7 protein-coding genes, 3 tRNA genes and 4 rRNA genes are annotated in these 16,991 nt (G+C 46.7%); 6 read left to right on the top strand and 8 right to left on the bottom strand.

Features of this window, described 5'->3' with window-relative positions; translation table 11 throughout:
- Positions 1-28 precede the first annotated feature (28 nt).
- Complete coding sequence (typA, locus tag CCZ37_RS00330) at positions 29-1,852, bottom strand: translational GTPase TypA (protein ID WP_094499481.1); 1,824 nt, start codon at positions 1,850-1,852, stop codon at positions 29-31.
- A gap of 500 nt (positions 1,853-2,352) precedes the next feature.
- On the opposite strand from typA, the gene glnA reads away from it, so the two are divergent.
- From glnA to add, 6 genes are all read left to right on the top strand, one after another.
- The gene (glnA, locus tag CCZ37_RS00325; protein ID WP_017043509.1) at positions 2,353-3,762 is read left to right on the top strand and encodes a glutamate--ammonia ligase; all 1,410 of its coding nucleotides are present in this window, start codon (positions 2,353-2,355) and stop codon (positions 3,760-3,762) included.
- A gap of 172 nt (positions 3,763-3,934) precedes the next feature.
- Positions 3,935-4,492, top strand: a complete 558-nt coding sequence (locus tag CCZ37_RS00320; RefSeq protein ID WP_244187273.1) for a DUF4124 domain-containing protein — start codon at positions 3,935-3,937, stop codon at positions 4,490-4,492.
- 134 nt (positions 4,493-4,626) lie between these two features.
- A complete protein-coding gene (glnL, locus tag CCZ37_RS00315; RefSeq protein ID WP_094499479.1) occupies positions 4,627-5,673 on the top strand; it encodes a nitrogen regulation protein NR(II) in 1,047 nt (348 codons plus the stop codon).
- 39 nt (positions 5,674-5,712) lie between these two features.
- Positions 5,713-7,116 (top strand): nitrogen regulation protein NR(I), encoded by a 1,404-nt coding sequence (gene glnG, locus CCZ37_RS00310; protein WP_010319739.1) that lies wholly within the window; start codon positions 5,713-5,715, stop codon positions 7,114-7,116.
- A gap of 105 nt (positions 7,117-7,221) precedes the next feature.
- Positions 7,222-9,771 (top strand): phosphodiesterase GepA, encoded by a 2,550-nt coding sequence (gepA, locus tag CCZ37_RS00305; RefSeq protein ID WP_479688295.1) that lies wholly within the window; start codon positions 7,222-7,224, stop codon positions 9,769-9,771.
- 91 nt (positions 9,772-9,862) lie between these two features.
- Positions 9,863-10,867 (top strand): adenosine deaminase, encoded by a 1,005-nt coding sequence (gene add / locus CCZ37_RS00300; RefSeq protein ID WP_094499477.1) that lies wholly within the window; start codon positions 9,863-9,865, stop codon positions 10,865-10,867.
- A 174-nt stretch (positions 10,868-11,041) separates the two neighbouring features.
- Here add and CCZ37_RS00295 read toward each other — a convergent pair.
- From CCZ37_RS00295 to rrf (CCZ37_RS00260), 7 genes are all read right to left on the bottom strand, one after another.
- Positions 11,042-11,118, bottom strand: a tRNA-Asp gene (locus CCZ37_RS00295).
- A 79-nt stretch (positions 11,119-11,197) separates the two neighbouring features.
- A 5S ribosomal RNA gene (gene rrf, locus CCZ37_RS00290) occupies positions 11,198-11,313 on the bottom strand.
- Between the two features lie 87 nt (positions 11,314-11,400).
- Positions 11,401-14,292 (bottom strand): 23S ribosomal RNA (locus CCZ37_RS00285).
- Positions 14,293-14,590: 298 nt separating this feature from the next.
- A tRNA-Ala gene (locus tag CCZ37_RS00280) sits at positions 14,591-14,666 on the bottom strand.
- A 44-nt stretch (positions 14,667-14,710) separates the two neighbouring features.
- A tRNA-Ile gene (locus CCZ37_RS00275) sits at positions 14,711-14,787 on the bottom strand.
- A gap of 65 nt (positions 14,788-14,852) precedes the next feature.
- A 16S ribosomal RNA gene (locus CCZ37_RS00270) occupies positions 14,853-16,411 on the bottom strand.
- A 406-nt stretch (positions 16,412-16,817) separates the two neighbouring features.
- A 5S ribosomal RNA gene (gene rrf / locus CCZ37_RS00260) occupies positions 16,818-16,933 on the bottom strand.
- Together the 16S, 23S and 5S rRNA genes with 3 tRNA genes alongside form the textbook arrangement of a ribosomal RNA operon.
- Between the last annotated feature and the right edge of the window lie 58 nt (positions 16,934-16,991).

Raw genomic sequence — 16,991 nt, 5'->3', positions numbered from 1 at the left:
TACCTCGTTAACTTATACCATGGTGGTATTAGCCACGGCTTGCACGTTTACGATCATTTTCAGTCAAATGACGTTTACGGATGCGAATGCTCTGTGGAGTCACTTCAACTAGTTCGTCGTCGTCAATAAACTCAAGTGCTTGCTCAAGTGTAAACTTGATTGCAGGTGACAATACTTGCGCTTCATCGGTACCAGAAGCACGAACGTTTGTCAGCTGCTTGCCTTTCAAGCAGTTCACTGTTAGGTCGTTAGAACGGTTGTGGATACCGATCACTTGGCCTTCGTACACTTCATCTGCGTGCTCAGTAAATAGGCGACCGCGCTCTTGTAGGTTGAACAGAGCGTAAGTCAACGCTTTACCTGTCGCGTTAGAGATCAACACGCCGTTGTTACGTTGGCCAATGTTACCGCCTTTGTGTAAGCCGTAATGATCAAACGTATGATAAAGCAAACCTGAACCTGAGGTTAAGGTCATGAATTCTGTTTGGAAACCAATCAAACCGCGAGAAGGCATCATGAAATCAAGACGCACACGGCCTTTGCCGTCTGGAGTCATATTCGTCAGCTCACCTTTACGTAGGCCGATTTTCTCCATCACGCCGCCTTGGCTATCTTCCATCACATCGATCGTTACGGTTTCGAACGGTTCCATTTTCTGGCCGTCTTCTTCCTTCAAAATAACTTCAGGACGAGAAACCGCAAGCTCAAAGCCTTCACGACGCATGTTCTCAATCAGGATTGATAGGTGAAGTTCACCACGACCTGAAACGCGGAAGCGATCTGGGTTGTCGGTTTCTTCAACACGCAATGCTACGTTATGAACAAGCTCTTTTTGCAGACGCTCAAGGATATTACGTGAAGTCACGTATTTACCTTCTTTACCTGCAAACGGTGAGGTATTGACTTGGAAAGTCATGGTCACTGTCGGTTCATCAACGGATAGCGGCACCATGGCTTCAACACAGTTTTGGTCACAAATGGTGTCTGAAATTTTCAGCTCACCTAAACCTGTTACCGCAATGATGTCGCCAGCGTTAGCTTGTTCAACTTCGTTACGCTCAAGGCCAAGATAACCCAGAACTGTACCAACTTTACCGTTACGTTTCTTACCATCAGCGCCGACAACTGTTACTTGTTGGTTCGCTTTTACGCTACCACGAGTCACACGACAAACACCGATAACACCAACGTAAGAGCTGTAATCAAGTTGAGAAACTTGCATTTGTAGTGGGCCATCAAGGTCAACTTGTGGTGACTCTACATTGTCAACGATCGCTTGGAACAAAGGTTCCATGTTTTCGCCAACTTCACCTTCGTTAAGTGTCGCCCAACCGTTCAGTGCAGAAGCATAAACCACTTTAAAGTCGAGCTGCTCATCTGTTGCACCAAGGTTGTCGAACAGGTCGAACACTTGATCCATAACCCAATCAGGGCGAGCACCAGGACGGTCAATTTTGTTAATAACAACGATTGGTTTCAAACCGTGAGCAAAGGCTTTTTGTGTTACGAAGCGAGTTTGTGGCATTGGGCCATCAACCGCATCAACAATCAGCAAAACAGAGTCAACCATTGACATGATACGCTCAACTTCACCACCGAAGTCGGCGTGTCCTGGAGTATCTACGATGTTGATACGGAAATCATTCCAGTTAATGGCTGTATTTTTTGCAAGGATAGTGATACCGCGCTCTTTCTCGATATCGTTCGAGTCCATGACCCGCTCTTCCGTATTACCGCGAGACTCTAACGTACCTGACTGTTGCAGCAGTTTATCAACCAACGTTGTTTTACCGTGGTCAACGTGTGCGATGATCGCGATATTTCTTAATTTATCAATCTGTGGAGTAGCCATGGATTTTGCTTCACTTATTAAGGGAGTAACTCGCTTCGGCATGAGGCCGCAACGAGCATAGAACTTGATTAAAAAAACGGTCAATAATGTACCAGATTTTGGCGAAAAACCTAGAAATATGTGATCTATCGCGCTGATTTTCGCTCACCACAAGCTTAGTCCGCTACTTGCTTTAAAACAAATTGCATCAAAATGGACTAAATCAGCATTGACAAGCCTAGTAAACCTAGGCTGAATAGTGTGCGCTTTGGTAGTTAATGGTGCAACATAAAACTCAAGGCACCAAAATAGTGCAAACAAGGATCCTTTTGGTGCAGAGAAGCATTTAAATTCGACAAAGAACAACCAAAGCACTTGAAATTAAAGGATTAATTTAATTGGCACGAATTTAGCTTTGTTAGAAACAGCATCGATTAATAAGTTTAGAATGAAATTAATCAATGCTAGTTTCAATTCGATTCGGGCCATTACCGCTTTAATAACACTGGAGGTTATCCAAGATGTCAGTAGAAAACGTTCTATCGCTGATCCAAGAAAACGAAGTTAAGTTTGTTGACCTGCGCTTTACCGACACGAAAGGCAAAGAGCAACATATCTCTATTCCTGCTCATCAAGTCGACGCAGACTTCTTCGAAGAAGGTAAGATGTTCGATGGTTCATCCGTTGCTGGCTGGAAAGGAATCAATGAGTCTGACATGGTGATGATGCCTGATGCATCAAGTGCAGTTCTTGACCCGTTCACAGAAGACGCAACACTTAACATTCGTTGTGACATTCTAGAGCCTGCAACCATGCAAGGCTACGATCGTGACCCACGCTCTATCGCAAAACGCGCAGAAGATTACATGCGTTCAACAGGGATCGCAGACACCGTTCTTGTCGGTCCAGAGCCAGAGTTCTTCCTTTTTGATGACGTGAAATACACCAACAATATGTCTGGTGCCTCATTCAAAATTGATGATATCGAAGCGGCTTGGAACACTGGCGCTGAAATTGAAGGTGGTAACAAAGGTCACCGCCCTGGTGTGAAAGGGGGTTATTTCCCTGTTGCACCGGTTGACTCATCACAAGACATCCGTTCAGCCATGTGTTTGATCATGGAGGAGATGGGCCTCGTCGTTGAAGCTCACCACCATGAAGTAGCGACCGCAGGTCAAAACGAAATCGCCACTCGCTTTAATACGCTAACCACGAAAGCCGATGAGATCCAAATCTACAAATACGTGGTGCACAACGTTGCGCACGCCTTTGGTAAAACAGCAACCTTCATGCCTAAGCCTCTTGTTGGCGACAACGGTTCAGGAATGCACGTTCACCAATCTCTTGCAAAAGATGGTGTAAACCTATTTGCTGGTGACAAGTACGGCGGTCTATCTGACTTAGCGCTTTACTACATTGGCGGTATCATCAAGCACGCGCGTGCCATCAACGCATTTGCTAACCCATCAACAAACTCGTACAAGCGCCTTGTCCCTGGGTTTGAAGCACCGGTAATGCTAGCTTACTCGGCTCGTAACCGTTCTGCGTCTATCCGTATTCCAGTGGTACCAAGCCCGAAAGCACGTCGTATCGAAGCTCGTTTCCCAGATCCAGCAGCGAACCCATACCTAGCGTTTGCCGCTCTTCTTATGGCTGGTCTTGATGGTATCAAGAACAAAATCCATCCAGGAGAGGCGATGGATAAAGATTTGTACGACCTACCAGCAGAAGAAGCCGCTGAGATTCCAAAAGTAGCCGAGTCACTTGAAGTGGCACTGAAAGCACTGGATGAAGATCGCGAATTCCTGACCGCTGGCGGCGTATTCTCTGATGATTTCATCAACTCATACATCACGCTAAAAGCAAAAGATGTAGAACGCGTCAACATGGCCGTTCACCCACTAGAATTTGAATTGTACTACTCGGTATAATTCTTAGCTTTAGTACAAAATGTAACTTAGGTTACGGATTTATTAGGCTCGCCTCGCAGGTGAGCCTTTTTCATATTTGGGGTTAATTCCGGACGTCGTAACATTAGCGTTACAACAATAACGGCACTCAAAAGCCGATACCCTTAACGTGAAAACATCTCTATATAGGGGGATGACTGTGAATCTGATCCGAACTTTACTCCTAACAATCATCATGCTTTATTCCGCGACTTCAATTGCACAAAACGTCTATACGTGGGTGGATGCGAACGGCGTGTTGCATCTTAGCGATGTCCCACAAGATAAGGGAGCAAAGCAAATTTCGATTCCTGATTTTCAGGCCGATGCGCCTGAGCCAACCTTTGAAACCTCTCACCCCGTCACTAACCTCACCAAAGAGCTGCCACTGGAAAAATCCGCAACCAATATCAACAAAATGGAACCGCTGACCATTGCAATTCACTCTCCGGCTGAGGATGAAACCTTACGCAGCAATGCGGGCGTTATTTCAATCAACGCCGAGCTCAATCGCAACTTAACCGTCAATGAACAGTTGCAATTGGTCATGAATGACAAGGCCTATGGCGCCCCCACCACTCAACCTACTTGGACGCTGAAAAATCTAGACAGAGGAACGCATCGCTTTTTAATTCAAGTAGTTGTAAACGGCAAGATTATTGCATCGTCTAACCCTGTGACGGTGCATTTACATCGAGCCAGCATCAAGTGATGAACTCTTCGCCAATAAGCTCGATATAACAACAGGTTTCACTTTTTCTTCTGACACCGATGCGCCATACTTAGCCATGCGATGCACCAAAGTTGTGCATCGCATCATTTGGGAACACGGACAAGGATGAAAATGTGAATTGTGAGCTAAGCCAAACGATTTTAAATAATATCGTTACCGCTACCTTGATGCTCGATGAGTCTCTTTGTATTCGTTATGCCAATCCAGCGGCTGAACAACTCTTCTCTCAAAGTGCTAAGCGAATTATCAACCAACCACTGTCAAAACTCATCCAGCACGCTTCGCTAGATTTAGCGCTGCTTTCTCAGCCGTTGCAAAGTGGCCAAAGTATTACTGATAGCGATGTTACGTTTGTGGTCGATGGTAAGCCACTGATGCTGGAAGTGACCGTGAGCCCTATATCTTGGCAACGCGAGCTGATGCTTTTGGTCGAAATGCGCAAAATTGGCCAACAACGACGGTTAACACAAGAGCTCAATCAGCACGCGCAACAGCAAGCGGCAAAACTCTTAGTTCGCGGGCTGGCGCATGAAATTAAAAATCCATTAGGTGGGCTACGCGGCGCAGCGCAACTGTTAGAAAAGATGTTGCCGGATCACAGTCTCACTGAGTACACCCAAATTATTATTGAACAAGCCGATCGACTGCGCGCGCTCGTTGACCGTTTACTCGGCCCACAAAAACCGGGCAAGAAGTGCTCTGAAAATCTCCATGTAATTTTGGAAAAAGTCCGTCAATTGGTTGAGTTAGAAGCCAGCACACATTTGGTGATTGAACGAGATTATGACCCCAGCTTGCCCGATATTTTGATGGATACCGATCAAATCGAGCAGGCATTACTGAATATCGTCAGCAATGCGGCACAGATTTTATCTCATGATCCGCATGGTAAAATCACACTTCGCACCAGAACAGTGCACCAAGCCAATATTCACGGACAGCGCCATAAGTTAGTGGCACGCATCGAAATCAGCGATAACGGCCCAGGTATTCCTATCGAATTACAAGACACGCTGTTTTACCCCATGGTCAGCGGCCGTGAAGGTGGTACAGGGCTGGGGCTTTCTATCTCACAGAACCTGATCGATCAGCACAATGGAAAAATCGATGTTGAAAGCTGGCCAGGTCGAACCACATTTACTATTTATTTACCCATTTGACCGATGTCAGATTGGGTTTGCTGCTAAGGAATAAACATTATGAGTAAAGGATACGTTTGGGTGGTGGACGATGATAGCTCGATCCGCTGGGTGATGGAAAAAACGCTCTCATCAGCCAACATAAAATGCGAAACGTTTTCCGATGCCGAAAGTGTGTTACTGGCGCTAGAAAGAGAAACGCCCGATGTGCTCGTTTCCGATATTCGCATGCCGGGCATGAATGGTATTGAGCTGCTAAACCAAGTTCATTCACGATCTCCTGAGTTGCCCGTCATCATCATGACTGCCCACTCAGATCTTGATGCGGCGGTGAATGCCTATCAAAAAGGTGCCTTTGAGTATCTGCCTAAACCTTTTGATGTCGATGAAACCCTCACCTTGGTTGAACGTGCCATTGCGCATAGTCAGGAGCAGCGCAAAGAACAATCCAATCAACAGACTGGCGTTGATAGTACACCGGAAATCATTGGAGAAGCCCCTTCAATGCAAGAGGTATTTCGGGCGATTGGCCGTTTATCACGTTCCTCAATCTCAGTCTTGATCAATGGTGAATCAGGAACCGGAAAAGAGTTAGTCGCTCACGCGCTTCATCGCCATAGCCCACGCGCCCAAAAACCGTTTATTGCACTCAATATGGCCGCAATTCCAAAAGATCTCATCGAGTCTGAACTGTTTGGCCATGAGAAAGGTGCATTCACTGGCGCAAATAGTATCCGCCAAGGGCGTTTTGAGCAGGCTAATGGGGGCACCCTGTTCTTAGATGAAATTGGCGATATGCCGCTCGACATTCAAACTCGGCTACTGCGTGTTTTAGCCGATGGTCAGTTTTACCGCGTAGGAGGGCATTCAGCAATCAAAGTGGATGTCCGCATTGTCGCCGCCACTCACCAAAACTTAGAAAAGCTCGTTCATCAAGGAAAGTTTCGTGACGATCTTTTCCACCGCCTCAATGTCATTCGTATCCATATCCCAGCGCTGCGTGAGCGAAGCCAAGATATAGAAAAACTGACTAAGCACTTTCTCGCCTCTGCAGCAAAAGAATTAGGCGTAGAAATGAAAACACTACATCCTAAAAGCATTGAAATTTTGAATCGTCTTGAATGGCCGGGAAACGTACGACAACTTGAAAATATGTGCCGTTGGTTGACGGTAATGGCCAGTGGCAGCGAGGTGCTACCCAGTGATCTTCCTTCCGAATTATTGTCGGAAAAGAAAAATAGTGACTTTGATAGTGCTATAAGTTGGCAACAACAACTCGCAAGTTGGGCTAAATCTTCATTAGCTTCAGGAGAAACAGAGCTGCTTTCTTATGCACTTCCTGAATTTGAACGTATACTTCTGGAAGCAGCACTTCATCATACCAATGGTCACAAACAAGACGCAGCTAAGGTGCTTGGGTGGGGGCGCAATACGTTGACAAGGAAGTTAAAAGAACTTTACTGATAATTTTTTAATGATCAGGTGTAGTGATTCACTTTCTGGCACAATGCAATCACCCACCACCTTGCGTGTTTTACCGATATTTTGTATGGATGCAGAAGACACGACATGTCATTTACGAATCAAATAACGTTGAAAACAGCCGTTGTTCTACCATTTGTTATGATTTTCCTCATAACGATTGGAGTGATTGTGGGTGTACAAAAATACAGTTATGAAGAGATGGTTGATGACATTAGCAGCAAACAGCTTTCATCATTAAATGCCAATGTAGAGCAGCGACTGATCAGTTTTCTCGATGAACCCTTTCAAGCCAGCCTCGCCTTAAGTCATACCATTGGCTTTAGTCAGTTCTATTCCGCGGGTGATGTCAGTAAGATAGAAGGATACCTACTTACCAGTTTTGAGACGCTTTACCGATCGCTAGAACAAATTGATGCGATCGGATTTGGTGGCGCTCAGGGAGAGTACGTGGGCTTTCGCAAAGAGATTGGCGATAGTTTTACCTTAATGGTGAAAGATAATCGAACTCAGCAAAACTTGGTGATCTACTCAGGGAAAACCATCAATCAAGATATTCGCTCCACCATTGCCGATTATGATCCAAGAACTCGCCCCTGGTATACTCCAGTTGCACAAAGTTTAAGCCCAAGTTGGTCGCCAATCTACACTAATGTTGATGAACGCCAAGAGATCACACTCTCTGCTTTAGCACCCGTTTTCTCTACGAGCAAATTCATCGGTGTTTTGGTGACTGATGTGAAAATCGATACGTTCAATGCGTTTCTGGCCTCACTGCAACAGAAAACTAATGCCAACGTGTATATTATTGATCCAGAAAAAAGGTTGGTGGCTCACTCCAATACCAGCACAGTTGTCTCTTGGGGGACAGTACTATCACCAAAAGGAGAACGACTACTGGCCATCGAAAATGCCAACCCAGTAATCCAAGCCAGTGCACATTATATTGATAGCCATGAAACAATGCTGTCAGCAACACTCAACAAATTCGAAACGGTAGTTGATGGCACCCGCTATTTTAATCATCTCACTTCCTTTAAAGATAAACATGGTATCGAGTGGTTTATTGGCATCTCGATTTCAGAAACCGATCTACTTGGTCAATTGCCAGAAAACCAACAAAACAGTTGGATTATTGGCGGCATTGTCAGCCTTATCGGCATCGGCATAGGACTCATTGCCTTTAATCGAATCACCACTCCAATTACCGCTACCGCTGCTGCTGCTCAGCATCTAGCAAAAGGGGATTGGGAAAGTAACATGCCGAAAGCTGGCAATATTTATGAGACGAGTTTGCTGGTTTATTCATTCAATGAAATGGCCAATAACCTAAAAGCCTCATTTAAAGCACTGCATTCCCAATTGATCTACGATTCCCTAACCAAGCTCTATAGCCGTGAAGGTTTAATTGATAACTCTAGTCAATTAAATCAACTGAATGGCAGCCTACTGCTTATCGGCATCGATAAATTCAGAGATATTAATGACAGCTTGGGGCATCAGCAAGGTGACCTACTATTACAAATTATTGCTGAAAAATTACGCACACTATTTGCAAGCACCTCATGTATTGCCCGTACAGGTGGTGATGAATTCGCTATTTACATCCCCTCTTTACAGCAAAAGAATGAAGCCCAATCCGCGGCTAACAGTATATTACAAATGTTTGCCGTTCCATTTTCGATGCACAATGAAAAAGTGGTCGTCAATGCCTCTATTGGCATAGTACTCCCTAGTGACACACTCAATACTATGACGCTATGGTTACGTCATGGTAGCATCGCGCTCAGCCACGCCAAACAAGATCGTTCAAGAATCTGCTATTACTCTCCAGAAATGGACGATGTTTCTCGTAAGCGCACGCAAATGCTCACTCAAATTAAGCTTGCCATTGAGAACCAAGAGTATGTTCCGTATTATCAACCGATTGTAGATTTATCAACGGGAAATATCATAGGAGCAGAAGCTTTGGCGCGTTGGGTAACACCAAGCGGTGATATCATTCCCCCCTTGGCATTCATTCCTATCGCGGAAGAAAGCGGCTTTATTGGCCTGATTGGTGAGCAAATCTTGTATCAAGCGTGTTTCGACACGATGCAAGGCATCAAGATGGGTAAATGGGGATCGACGTTTAAAATGCACGTCAACCTCTCAGTGAACCAGCTATCTCAACCTCAGTTTGTTCATGAACTCATAGCGACTTTGGAAAGAACGGGGCTTGAACCCAATAATCTCGCTTTAGAGATCACAGAATCAAGAATTGTTGATAACGACCCAGTTATTTTAGCAAACATGAACAAACTCAAAGAGCTGGGCATCCATATCGCGATAGATGATTTTGGTACCGGATACAGCTCCCTTTCTTATTTACATCAACTTCCATTCGATTGTCTAAAAATAGACAGGGCGTTTGTATCGCAGCTCGAACAGACAAATCTCAGTAGCTCAGTCGTTGCGGCAATCATCAACATGACTCGTGGGTTTAATGTCGAAATTGTAGCAGAAGGTATTGAAACCAAAGAGCAAGTCCATCTCCTAACCATGCTTAACTGCACTCAGGGGCAAGGCTTTCTGTTTAGTAAAGCCATCCCTTTTAACGAATGGTCAACAGATATGGTAAACATAAAAGCCAAATAAACAGAATTGGGTGATTTAATACTCTTTGCTAGCTGACACTGGCCACATTGATTTTTATACTTGATGCCATACACACTTTCGGAAAAACATAATGATAACTAAAAATCTACCGCTTACTGATTTGCATCGCCATCTTGACGGCAACATTCGAACCAAAACTATCTTAGAACTAGGGCAACGATTTGGTGTAGCGCTGCCAGCTGGCAACATAGAAGAACTCACACCTCATGTACAAATCGTCGAAGCAGAACCATCATTGGTCGCCTTTTTATCAAAACTTGATTGGGGAGTTGCCGTATTGGGTGATCTCGATGCTTGCCGAAGAGTCGCCTACGAAAATGTCGAAGATGCCTTAAATGCTCAAATTGATTATGCCGAGCTGAGATTCTCTCCTTACTATATGGCGATGAAACATCAACTACCTATCGCTGGCGTTGTTGAAGCGGTAATTGATGGGATACAAGCGGGCGTTCGAGACTTTGGTATTCAGGCCAACCTAATAGGGATTATGAGCCGCACTTTTGGCACCGATGCTTGTCAGCAGGAGCTAGACGCCATTTTGACACAAAAGCAGCACATTGTTGCAGTCGACTTGGCGGGCGATGAACTTGGGCAGCCGGGCGAGCGATTTATTTCTCACTTTAAACAAGTACGAGATGCAGGGCTAAGAGTTACAGTACACGCTGGCGAAGCTGCAGGCTCAGAGAGTATGTGGCAGGCAATTAAAGAGCTAGGTGCAGAACGTATTGGACACGGAGTAAAAGCCGTCCATGACTCTAAGCTAATGGATTATCTTGCCAAACATCGTATTGGAATTGAGTCTTGCCTAACGTCAAACTTCCAAACGAGCACAGTAAACTCTCTTGCTCATCATCCTATAAAACAGTTTTTAGAGCATGGGATACTTGCTTGTTTAAATACTGATGACCCAGCGGTTGAAGGTATTGAACTTCCATATGAATATGAAGTTGCAGCACCTCAAGCGGGTCTTTCTCAAGAGCAGATCAGACAAGCGCAAATTAACGGATTAGAATTAGCCTTTCTTTCAGACTCAGATAAAAAAGCACTGTCAGCTAAAGCCGCTTTGCGTAGCTAAATCTCCTGAACCATGTCTCTCTAGCCGATGTTTAATACATCGGCTTTTTTATACCTAAGACCGAAAAGAATCAAGATAGATTGACCACTACCGCACTGAAAGTGATAAAAAATAAAATGCTACTTTGCTCAAATGAAAAAAGCCCTGCTATTACTAGCAGGGCTTCTTAATAAGTGGCGGAGCGGACGGGACTCGAACCCGCGACCCCCGGCGTGACAGGCCGGTATTCTAACCAACTGAACTACCGCTCCGCAGCGTGTCTGGTTAGACTTTTCGTCTACTTTTTTTGCCTTTAGATTTTTAAAAAAAATCTAAAAACAACAAGTCAAAGCCTGGCGATGTCCTACTCTCACATGGGGAGACCCCACACTACCATCGGCGCTGTTGTGTTTCACTTCTGAGTTCGGCATGGAGTCAGGTGGGTCCACAACGCTATGGTCGCCAAGCAAATTTCTTAATTCGGAAAGCTGTTTCATTCTCATTCACACATTCAATGTTCTTAAATTGAGCCCACAAAACCCCTTCGGTGTTGTATGGTTAAGCCTCACGGGCAATTAGTATTGGTTAGCTCAACGCCTCGCAGCGCTTACACACCCAACCTATCAACGTTCTAGTCTCGAACAACCCTTTAGGACACTTAAAGTGCCAGGGAAGACTCATCTCAGGGCTCGCTTCGCGCTTAGATGCTTTCAGCGCTTATCAATTCCGAACTTAGCTACCGGGCAATGCCATTGGCATGACAACCCGAACACCAGCGGTTCGTCCACTCCGGTCCTCTCGTACTAGGAGCAGCCCCCTTCAATCTTCCAACGCCCACGGCAGATAGGGACCGAACTGTCTCACGACGTTCTAAACCCAGCTCGCGTACCACTTTAAATGGCGAACAGCCATACCCTTGGGACCGACTTCAGCCCCAGGATGTGATGAGCCGACATCGAGGTGCCAAACACCGCCGTCGATATGAACTCTTGGGCGGTATCAGCCTGTTATCCCCGGAGTACCTTTTATCCGTTGAGCGATGGCCCTTCCATTCAGAACCACCGGATCACTATGACCTACTTTCGTACCTGCTCGAACCGTCATTCTCGCAGTTAAGCGGGCTTATGCCATTGCACTAACCTCACGATGTCCAACCGTGATTAGCCCACCTTCGTGCTCCTCCGTTACTCTTTGGGAGGAGACCGCCCCAGTCAAACTACCCACCAGGCACTGTCCGCAACCCCGATGAGGGGCCTACGTTAGAACATCAAAACGACAAGGGTGGTATTTCAAGGTCGACTCCACGCAATCTAGCGACTGCGCTTCTAAGTCTCCCACCTATCCTACACATGTAGGTTCAATGTTCAGTGCCAAGCTGTAGTAAAGGTTCACGGGGTCTTTCCGTCTAGCCGCGGGTACACTGCATCTTCACAGCGATTTCAATTTCACTGAGTCTCGGGTGGAGACAGCGTGGCCATCATTACGCCATTCGTGCAGGTCGGAACTTACCCGACAAGGAATTTCGCTACCTTAGGACCGTTATAGTTACGGCCGCCGTTTACCGGGGCTTCGATCAAGAGCTTCGACCTAAGTCTAACCCCATCAATTAACCTTCCGGCACCGGGCAGGCGTCACACCGTATACGTCATCTTGCGATTTTGCACAGTGCTGTGTTTTTAATAAACAGTTGCAGCCACCTGGTATCTGCGACTCTCGTCAGCTCCATCCGCAAGGGACTTCACCAATAAGAGCGTACCTTCTCCCGAAGTTACGGTACCATTTTGCCTAGTTCCTTCACCCGAGTTCTCTCAAGCGCCTTGGTATTCTCTACCCGACCACCTGTGTCGGTTTGGGGTACGATTGCTTATAATCTGAAGCTTAGAGGCTTTTCCTGGAAGCAGGGCATCAATGACTTCACTGCCGTAGCAGCTCGACGTCGTGTCTCAGCCTAACAAGAAACCGGATTTACCTAGTCTCTTAGCCTACGCACTTGAACCAGGACAACCGTCGCCTGGCCCACCTAGCCTTCTCCGTCCCCCCATCGCAATTATAAGCAGTACGGGAATATTAACCCGTTTCCCATCGACTACGCTTTTCAGCCTCGCCTTAGGGGTCGACTTACCCTGCCCCGATTAACGTTGGACAGGAACCCTTGGTCTTCCGGCGGGGAGGTTTTTCACCCCCCTTATCGTTACTCATGTCAGCATTCGCACTTCTGATACCTCCAGCATGCTTTACAACACACCTTCAACGGCTTACAGAACGCTCCCCTACCCAATACAGTAAACTGTATTGCCGCAGCTTCGGTTTACTACTTAGCCCCGTTACATCTTCCGCGCAGGCCGACTCGACCAGTGAGCTATTACGCTTTCTTTAAATGATGGCTGCTTCTAAGCCAACATCCTGGCTGTCTGAGCCTTCCCACATCGTTTCCCACTTAGTAGTAATTTGGGACCTTAGCTGGCGGTCTGGGTTGTTTCCCTCTCCACGACGGACGTTAGCACCCGCCGTGTGTCTCCCGGATAGTACTTACTGGTATTCGGAGTTTGCAAAGGGTTGGTAAGTCGGGATGACCCCCTAGCCTTAACAGTGCTCTACCCCCAGTAGTATTCGTCCGAGGCGCTACCTAAATAGCTTTCGGGGAGAACCAGCTATCTCCGAGTTTGATTGGCCTTTCACCCCTAGCCACAAGTCATCCGCTAATTTTTCAACATTAGTCGGTTCGGTCCTCCAGTTGATGTTACTCAACCTTCAACCTGCCCATGGCTAGATCACCCGGTTTCGGGTCTATATCCAGAGACTAAAGCGCCCAGTTAAGACTCGGTTTCCCTACGGCTCCCCTATTCGGTTAACCTTGCCACTGAATATAAGTCGCTGACCCATTATACAAAAGGTACGCAGTCACAGGACAATGCCTGCTCCTACTGCTTGTACGTACACGGTTTCAGGTTCTATTTCACTCCCCTCACAGGGGTTCTTTTCGCCTTTCCCTCACGGTACTGGTTCACTATCGGTCAGTCAGTAGTATTTAGCCTTGGAGGATGGTCCCCCCATGTTCAGACAGGATAACACGTGTCCCGCCTTACTCGATTTCACTTATAATGATGGAACAGTTACGGGGCTATCACCCTTTATTGCGCCACTTTCCAGAGGCTTCACCTGCATCATTAAAAGCTTAAGGGCTAGTCCAATTTCGCTCGCCGCTACTTTCGGAATCTCTGTTGATTTCTTCTCCTCGGGGTACTTAGATGTTTCAGTTCCCCCGGTTTGCCTCCTTACCCTATGTATTCAGGTAAGGATACGTGCTTATGCACGTGGGTTTCCCCATTCGGAAATCGTAGACTCAAGTGGCTGTTACTGCCTAATCTACGCTTATCGCAAGTTACTACGTCCTTCATCGCCTCTGACTGCCAAGGCATCCACCGTGTACGCTTAGTCACTTAACCATACAACCCGAAGAAGTTTCGTGTTGCAGACAAGTCACCAAGGTTGTCTCTCATTATTTGAATGAGCGAGAGACGTTTGATTTTGCCGGACTCAATTTTGAAAACTTACCGCAGTAAGCTTTCCCAAGAACACTTGAATGTGTTTGGTATCAATACGTTAAACGCATTGATGTTGAGAACTTTTATTTGATAACAACAAACACGTTCGTTGTTATCAGTCAGCTTTCCAAATTGTTAAAGAGCACGATTTTCTAATGAAAACCATTTTTAAAAACACTATTGCTAGTGCGCTTAAAGATGGTGGAGCTATGCGGGATCGAACCGCAGACCTCCTGCGTGCAAGGCAGGCGCTCTCCCAGCTGAGCTATAACCCCATCAGGTGTGTGATACTGTGTGCCAATCTTCTGGGAGGAAGAATTGGTGGGTCTGAGTGGACTTGAACCACCGACCTCTCGCTTATCAGGCGAACGCTCTAACCACCTGAGCTACAGACCCAGCATCGTCTCTTAAACTGTATAAACCATCAATCTGTGTGGACACTCATCAGTGTAATCTTCGTATAAGGAGGTGATCCAGCGCCAGGTTCCCCTAGCGCTACCTTGTTACGACTTCACCCCAGTCATGAACCACACCGTGGTGATCGTCCTCCACTCTCTCCGAAGAAAGTGCGGTTAAACTAACCACTTCTGGTGCAGCCCACTCCCATGGTGTGACGGGCGGTGTGTACAAGGCCCGGGAACGTATTCACCGTAGCATTCTGATCTACGATTACTAGCGATTCCGACTTCATGGAGTCGAGTTGCAGACTCCAATCCGGACTACGACGCACTTTTTGGGATTCGCTCACTATCGCTAGCTTGCTGCCCTCTGTATGCGCCATTGTAGCACGTGTGTAGCCCTACTCGTAAGGGCCATGATGACTTGACGTCGTCCCCACCTTCCTCCGGTTTATCACCGGCAGTCTCCCTGGAGTTCCCGACATTACTCGCTGGCAAACAAGGATAAGGGTTGCGCTCGTTGCGGGACTTAACCCAACATTTCACAACACGAGCTGACGACAGCCATGCAGCACCTGTCTTACAGTTCCCGAAGGCACTCCCGCGTCTCCGCAGGATTCTGTAGATGTCAAGAGTAGGTAAGGTTCTTCGCGTTGCATCGAATTAAACCACATGCTCCACCGCTTGTGCGGGCCCCCGTCAATTCATTTGAGTTTTAATCTTGCGACCGTACTCCCCAGGCGGTCTACTTAACGCGTTAGCTCCGAAAGCCACGGCTCAAGGCCACAACCTCCAAGTAGACATCGTTTACGGCGTGGACTACCAGGGTATCTAATCCTGTTTGCTCCCCACGCTTTCGCATCTGAGTGTCAGTATCTGTCCAGGGGGCCGCCTTCGCCACCGGTATTCCTTCAGATCTCTACGCATTTCACCGCTACACCTGAAATTCTACCCCCCTCTACAGTACTCTAGTGAACCAGTTTCAAATGCGGTTCCGAGGTTGAGCCCCGGGCTTTCACATCTGACTTAATCCACCACCTGCATGCGCTTTACGCCCAGTAATTCCGATTAACGCTCGCACCCTCCGTATTACCGCGGCTGCTGGCACGGAGTTAGCCGGTGCTTCTTCTGTCGCTAACGTCAAATGATGCTGCTATTAACAACACCACCTTCCTCACGACTGAAAGTACTTTACAACCCGAAGGCCTTCTTCATACACGCGGCATGGCTGCATCAGGCTTGCGCCCATTGTGCAATATTCCCCACTGCTGCCTCCCGTAGGAGTCTGGACCGTGTCTCAGTTCCAGTGTGGCTGATCATCCTCTCAGACCAGCTAGGGATCGTCGCCTTGGTGAGCCATTACCTCACCAACTAGCTAATCCCACCTAGGCATATCCTGACGCGAGAGGCCCGAAGGTCCCCCTCTTTGGCCCGTAGGCATCATGCGGTATTAGCCATCGTTTCCAATGGTTATCCCCCACATCAGGGCAATTTCCTAGGCATTACTCACCCGTCCGCCGCTCGCCACCCAAGGAACAAGTTCCTCTGTGCTGCCGCTCGACTTGCATGTGTTAGGCCTGCCGCCAGCGTTCAATCTGAGCCATGATCAAACTCTTCAATTAAAGTTTTGTTGGTCCTAAGACCGGCTCAATGAATACTGACTTCAAAACTGCTTTTACTCGAAAGTAAAAAAGTAATTTTAAAGCTATTGTTGTTCCAACAGAACAACAATGAATTGACTGTGCCGCTTCTTGGTCTTCACTTTTTAAGAAAAAGTGAAATCAAAAAGCATTCGAACTATTGCTAGTTCAGGTCACTCAGTTCATTGATAAATCTTTTTCGATTATCATCAACGAGTGCCCACACAGATTGATAGGTTTATATTGTTAAAGAGCTTTGCTTTCAGTGCGTTAACACTTAAGCAGGACGCGTATAATACGCTTTCCGCTTCGAAAGTCAACATAAAACTCTCACGTTTTCATGAGAATATTATGGTGACTCGTCTCATTGAGACCAGTCGGAATTTAAGCCTGGCGATGTCCTACTCTCACATGGGGAGACCCCACACTACCATCGGCGCTGTTGTGTTTCACTTCTGAGTTCGGCATGGAGTCAGGTGGGTCCACAACGCTATGGTCGCCAAGCAAATTTATTAATTCGGAAAGCTGCTTCATTCTCATTCACACATTCAATGTTCTTTCA

It is taken from the genome of Vibrio qinghaiensis (genome assembly GCF_002257545.1).
In the GTDB taxonomy this organism is placed as follows: Bacteria; Pseudomonadota; Gammaproteobacteria; order Enterobacterales; family Vibrionaceae; genus Vibrio; species Vibrio ordalii.
The sequence above is the reverse complement of the archived record's forward strand: the minus strand, read 5'-3'. Positions and strand labels throughout refer to the sequence as shown.

What these genes read in the sequence shown, in the direction of transcription:
- typA (WP_094499481.1), bottom strand. Translation starts at nt 1,852, where the DNA reads ATGGCTACTCCACAGATTGATAAATTAAGAAATATCGCGATCATCGCA.
- gepA (WP_479688295.1), top strand. Translation starts at nt 7,222, where the DNA reads ATGTCATTTACGAATCAAATAACGTTGAAAACAGCCGTTGTTCTACCA.
- glnG (WP_010319739.1), top strand. Translation starts at nt 5,713, where the DNA reads ATGAGTAAAGGATACGTTTGGGTGGTGGACGATGATAGCTCGATCCGC.
- add (WP_094499477.1), top strand. Translation starts at nt 9,863, where the DNA reads ATGATAACTAAAAATCTACCGCTTACTGATTTGCATCGCCATCTTGAC.
- glnA (WP_017043509.1), top strand. Translation starts at nt 2,353, where the DNA reads ATGTCAGTAGAAAACGTTCTATCGCTGATCCAAGAAAACGAAGTTAAG.
- CCZ37_RS00320 (WP_244187273.1), top strand. Translation starts at nt 3,935, where the DNA reads ATGACTGTGAATCTGATCCGAACTTTACTCCTAACAATCATCATGCTT.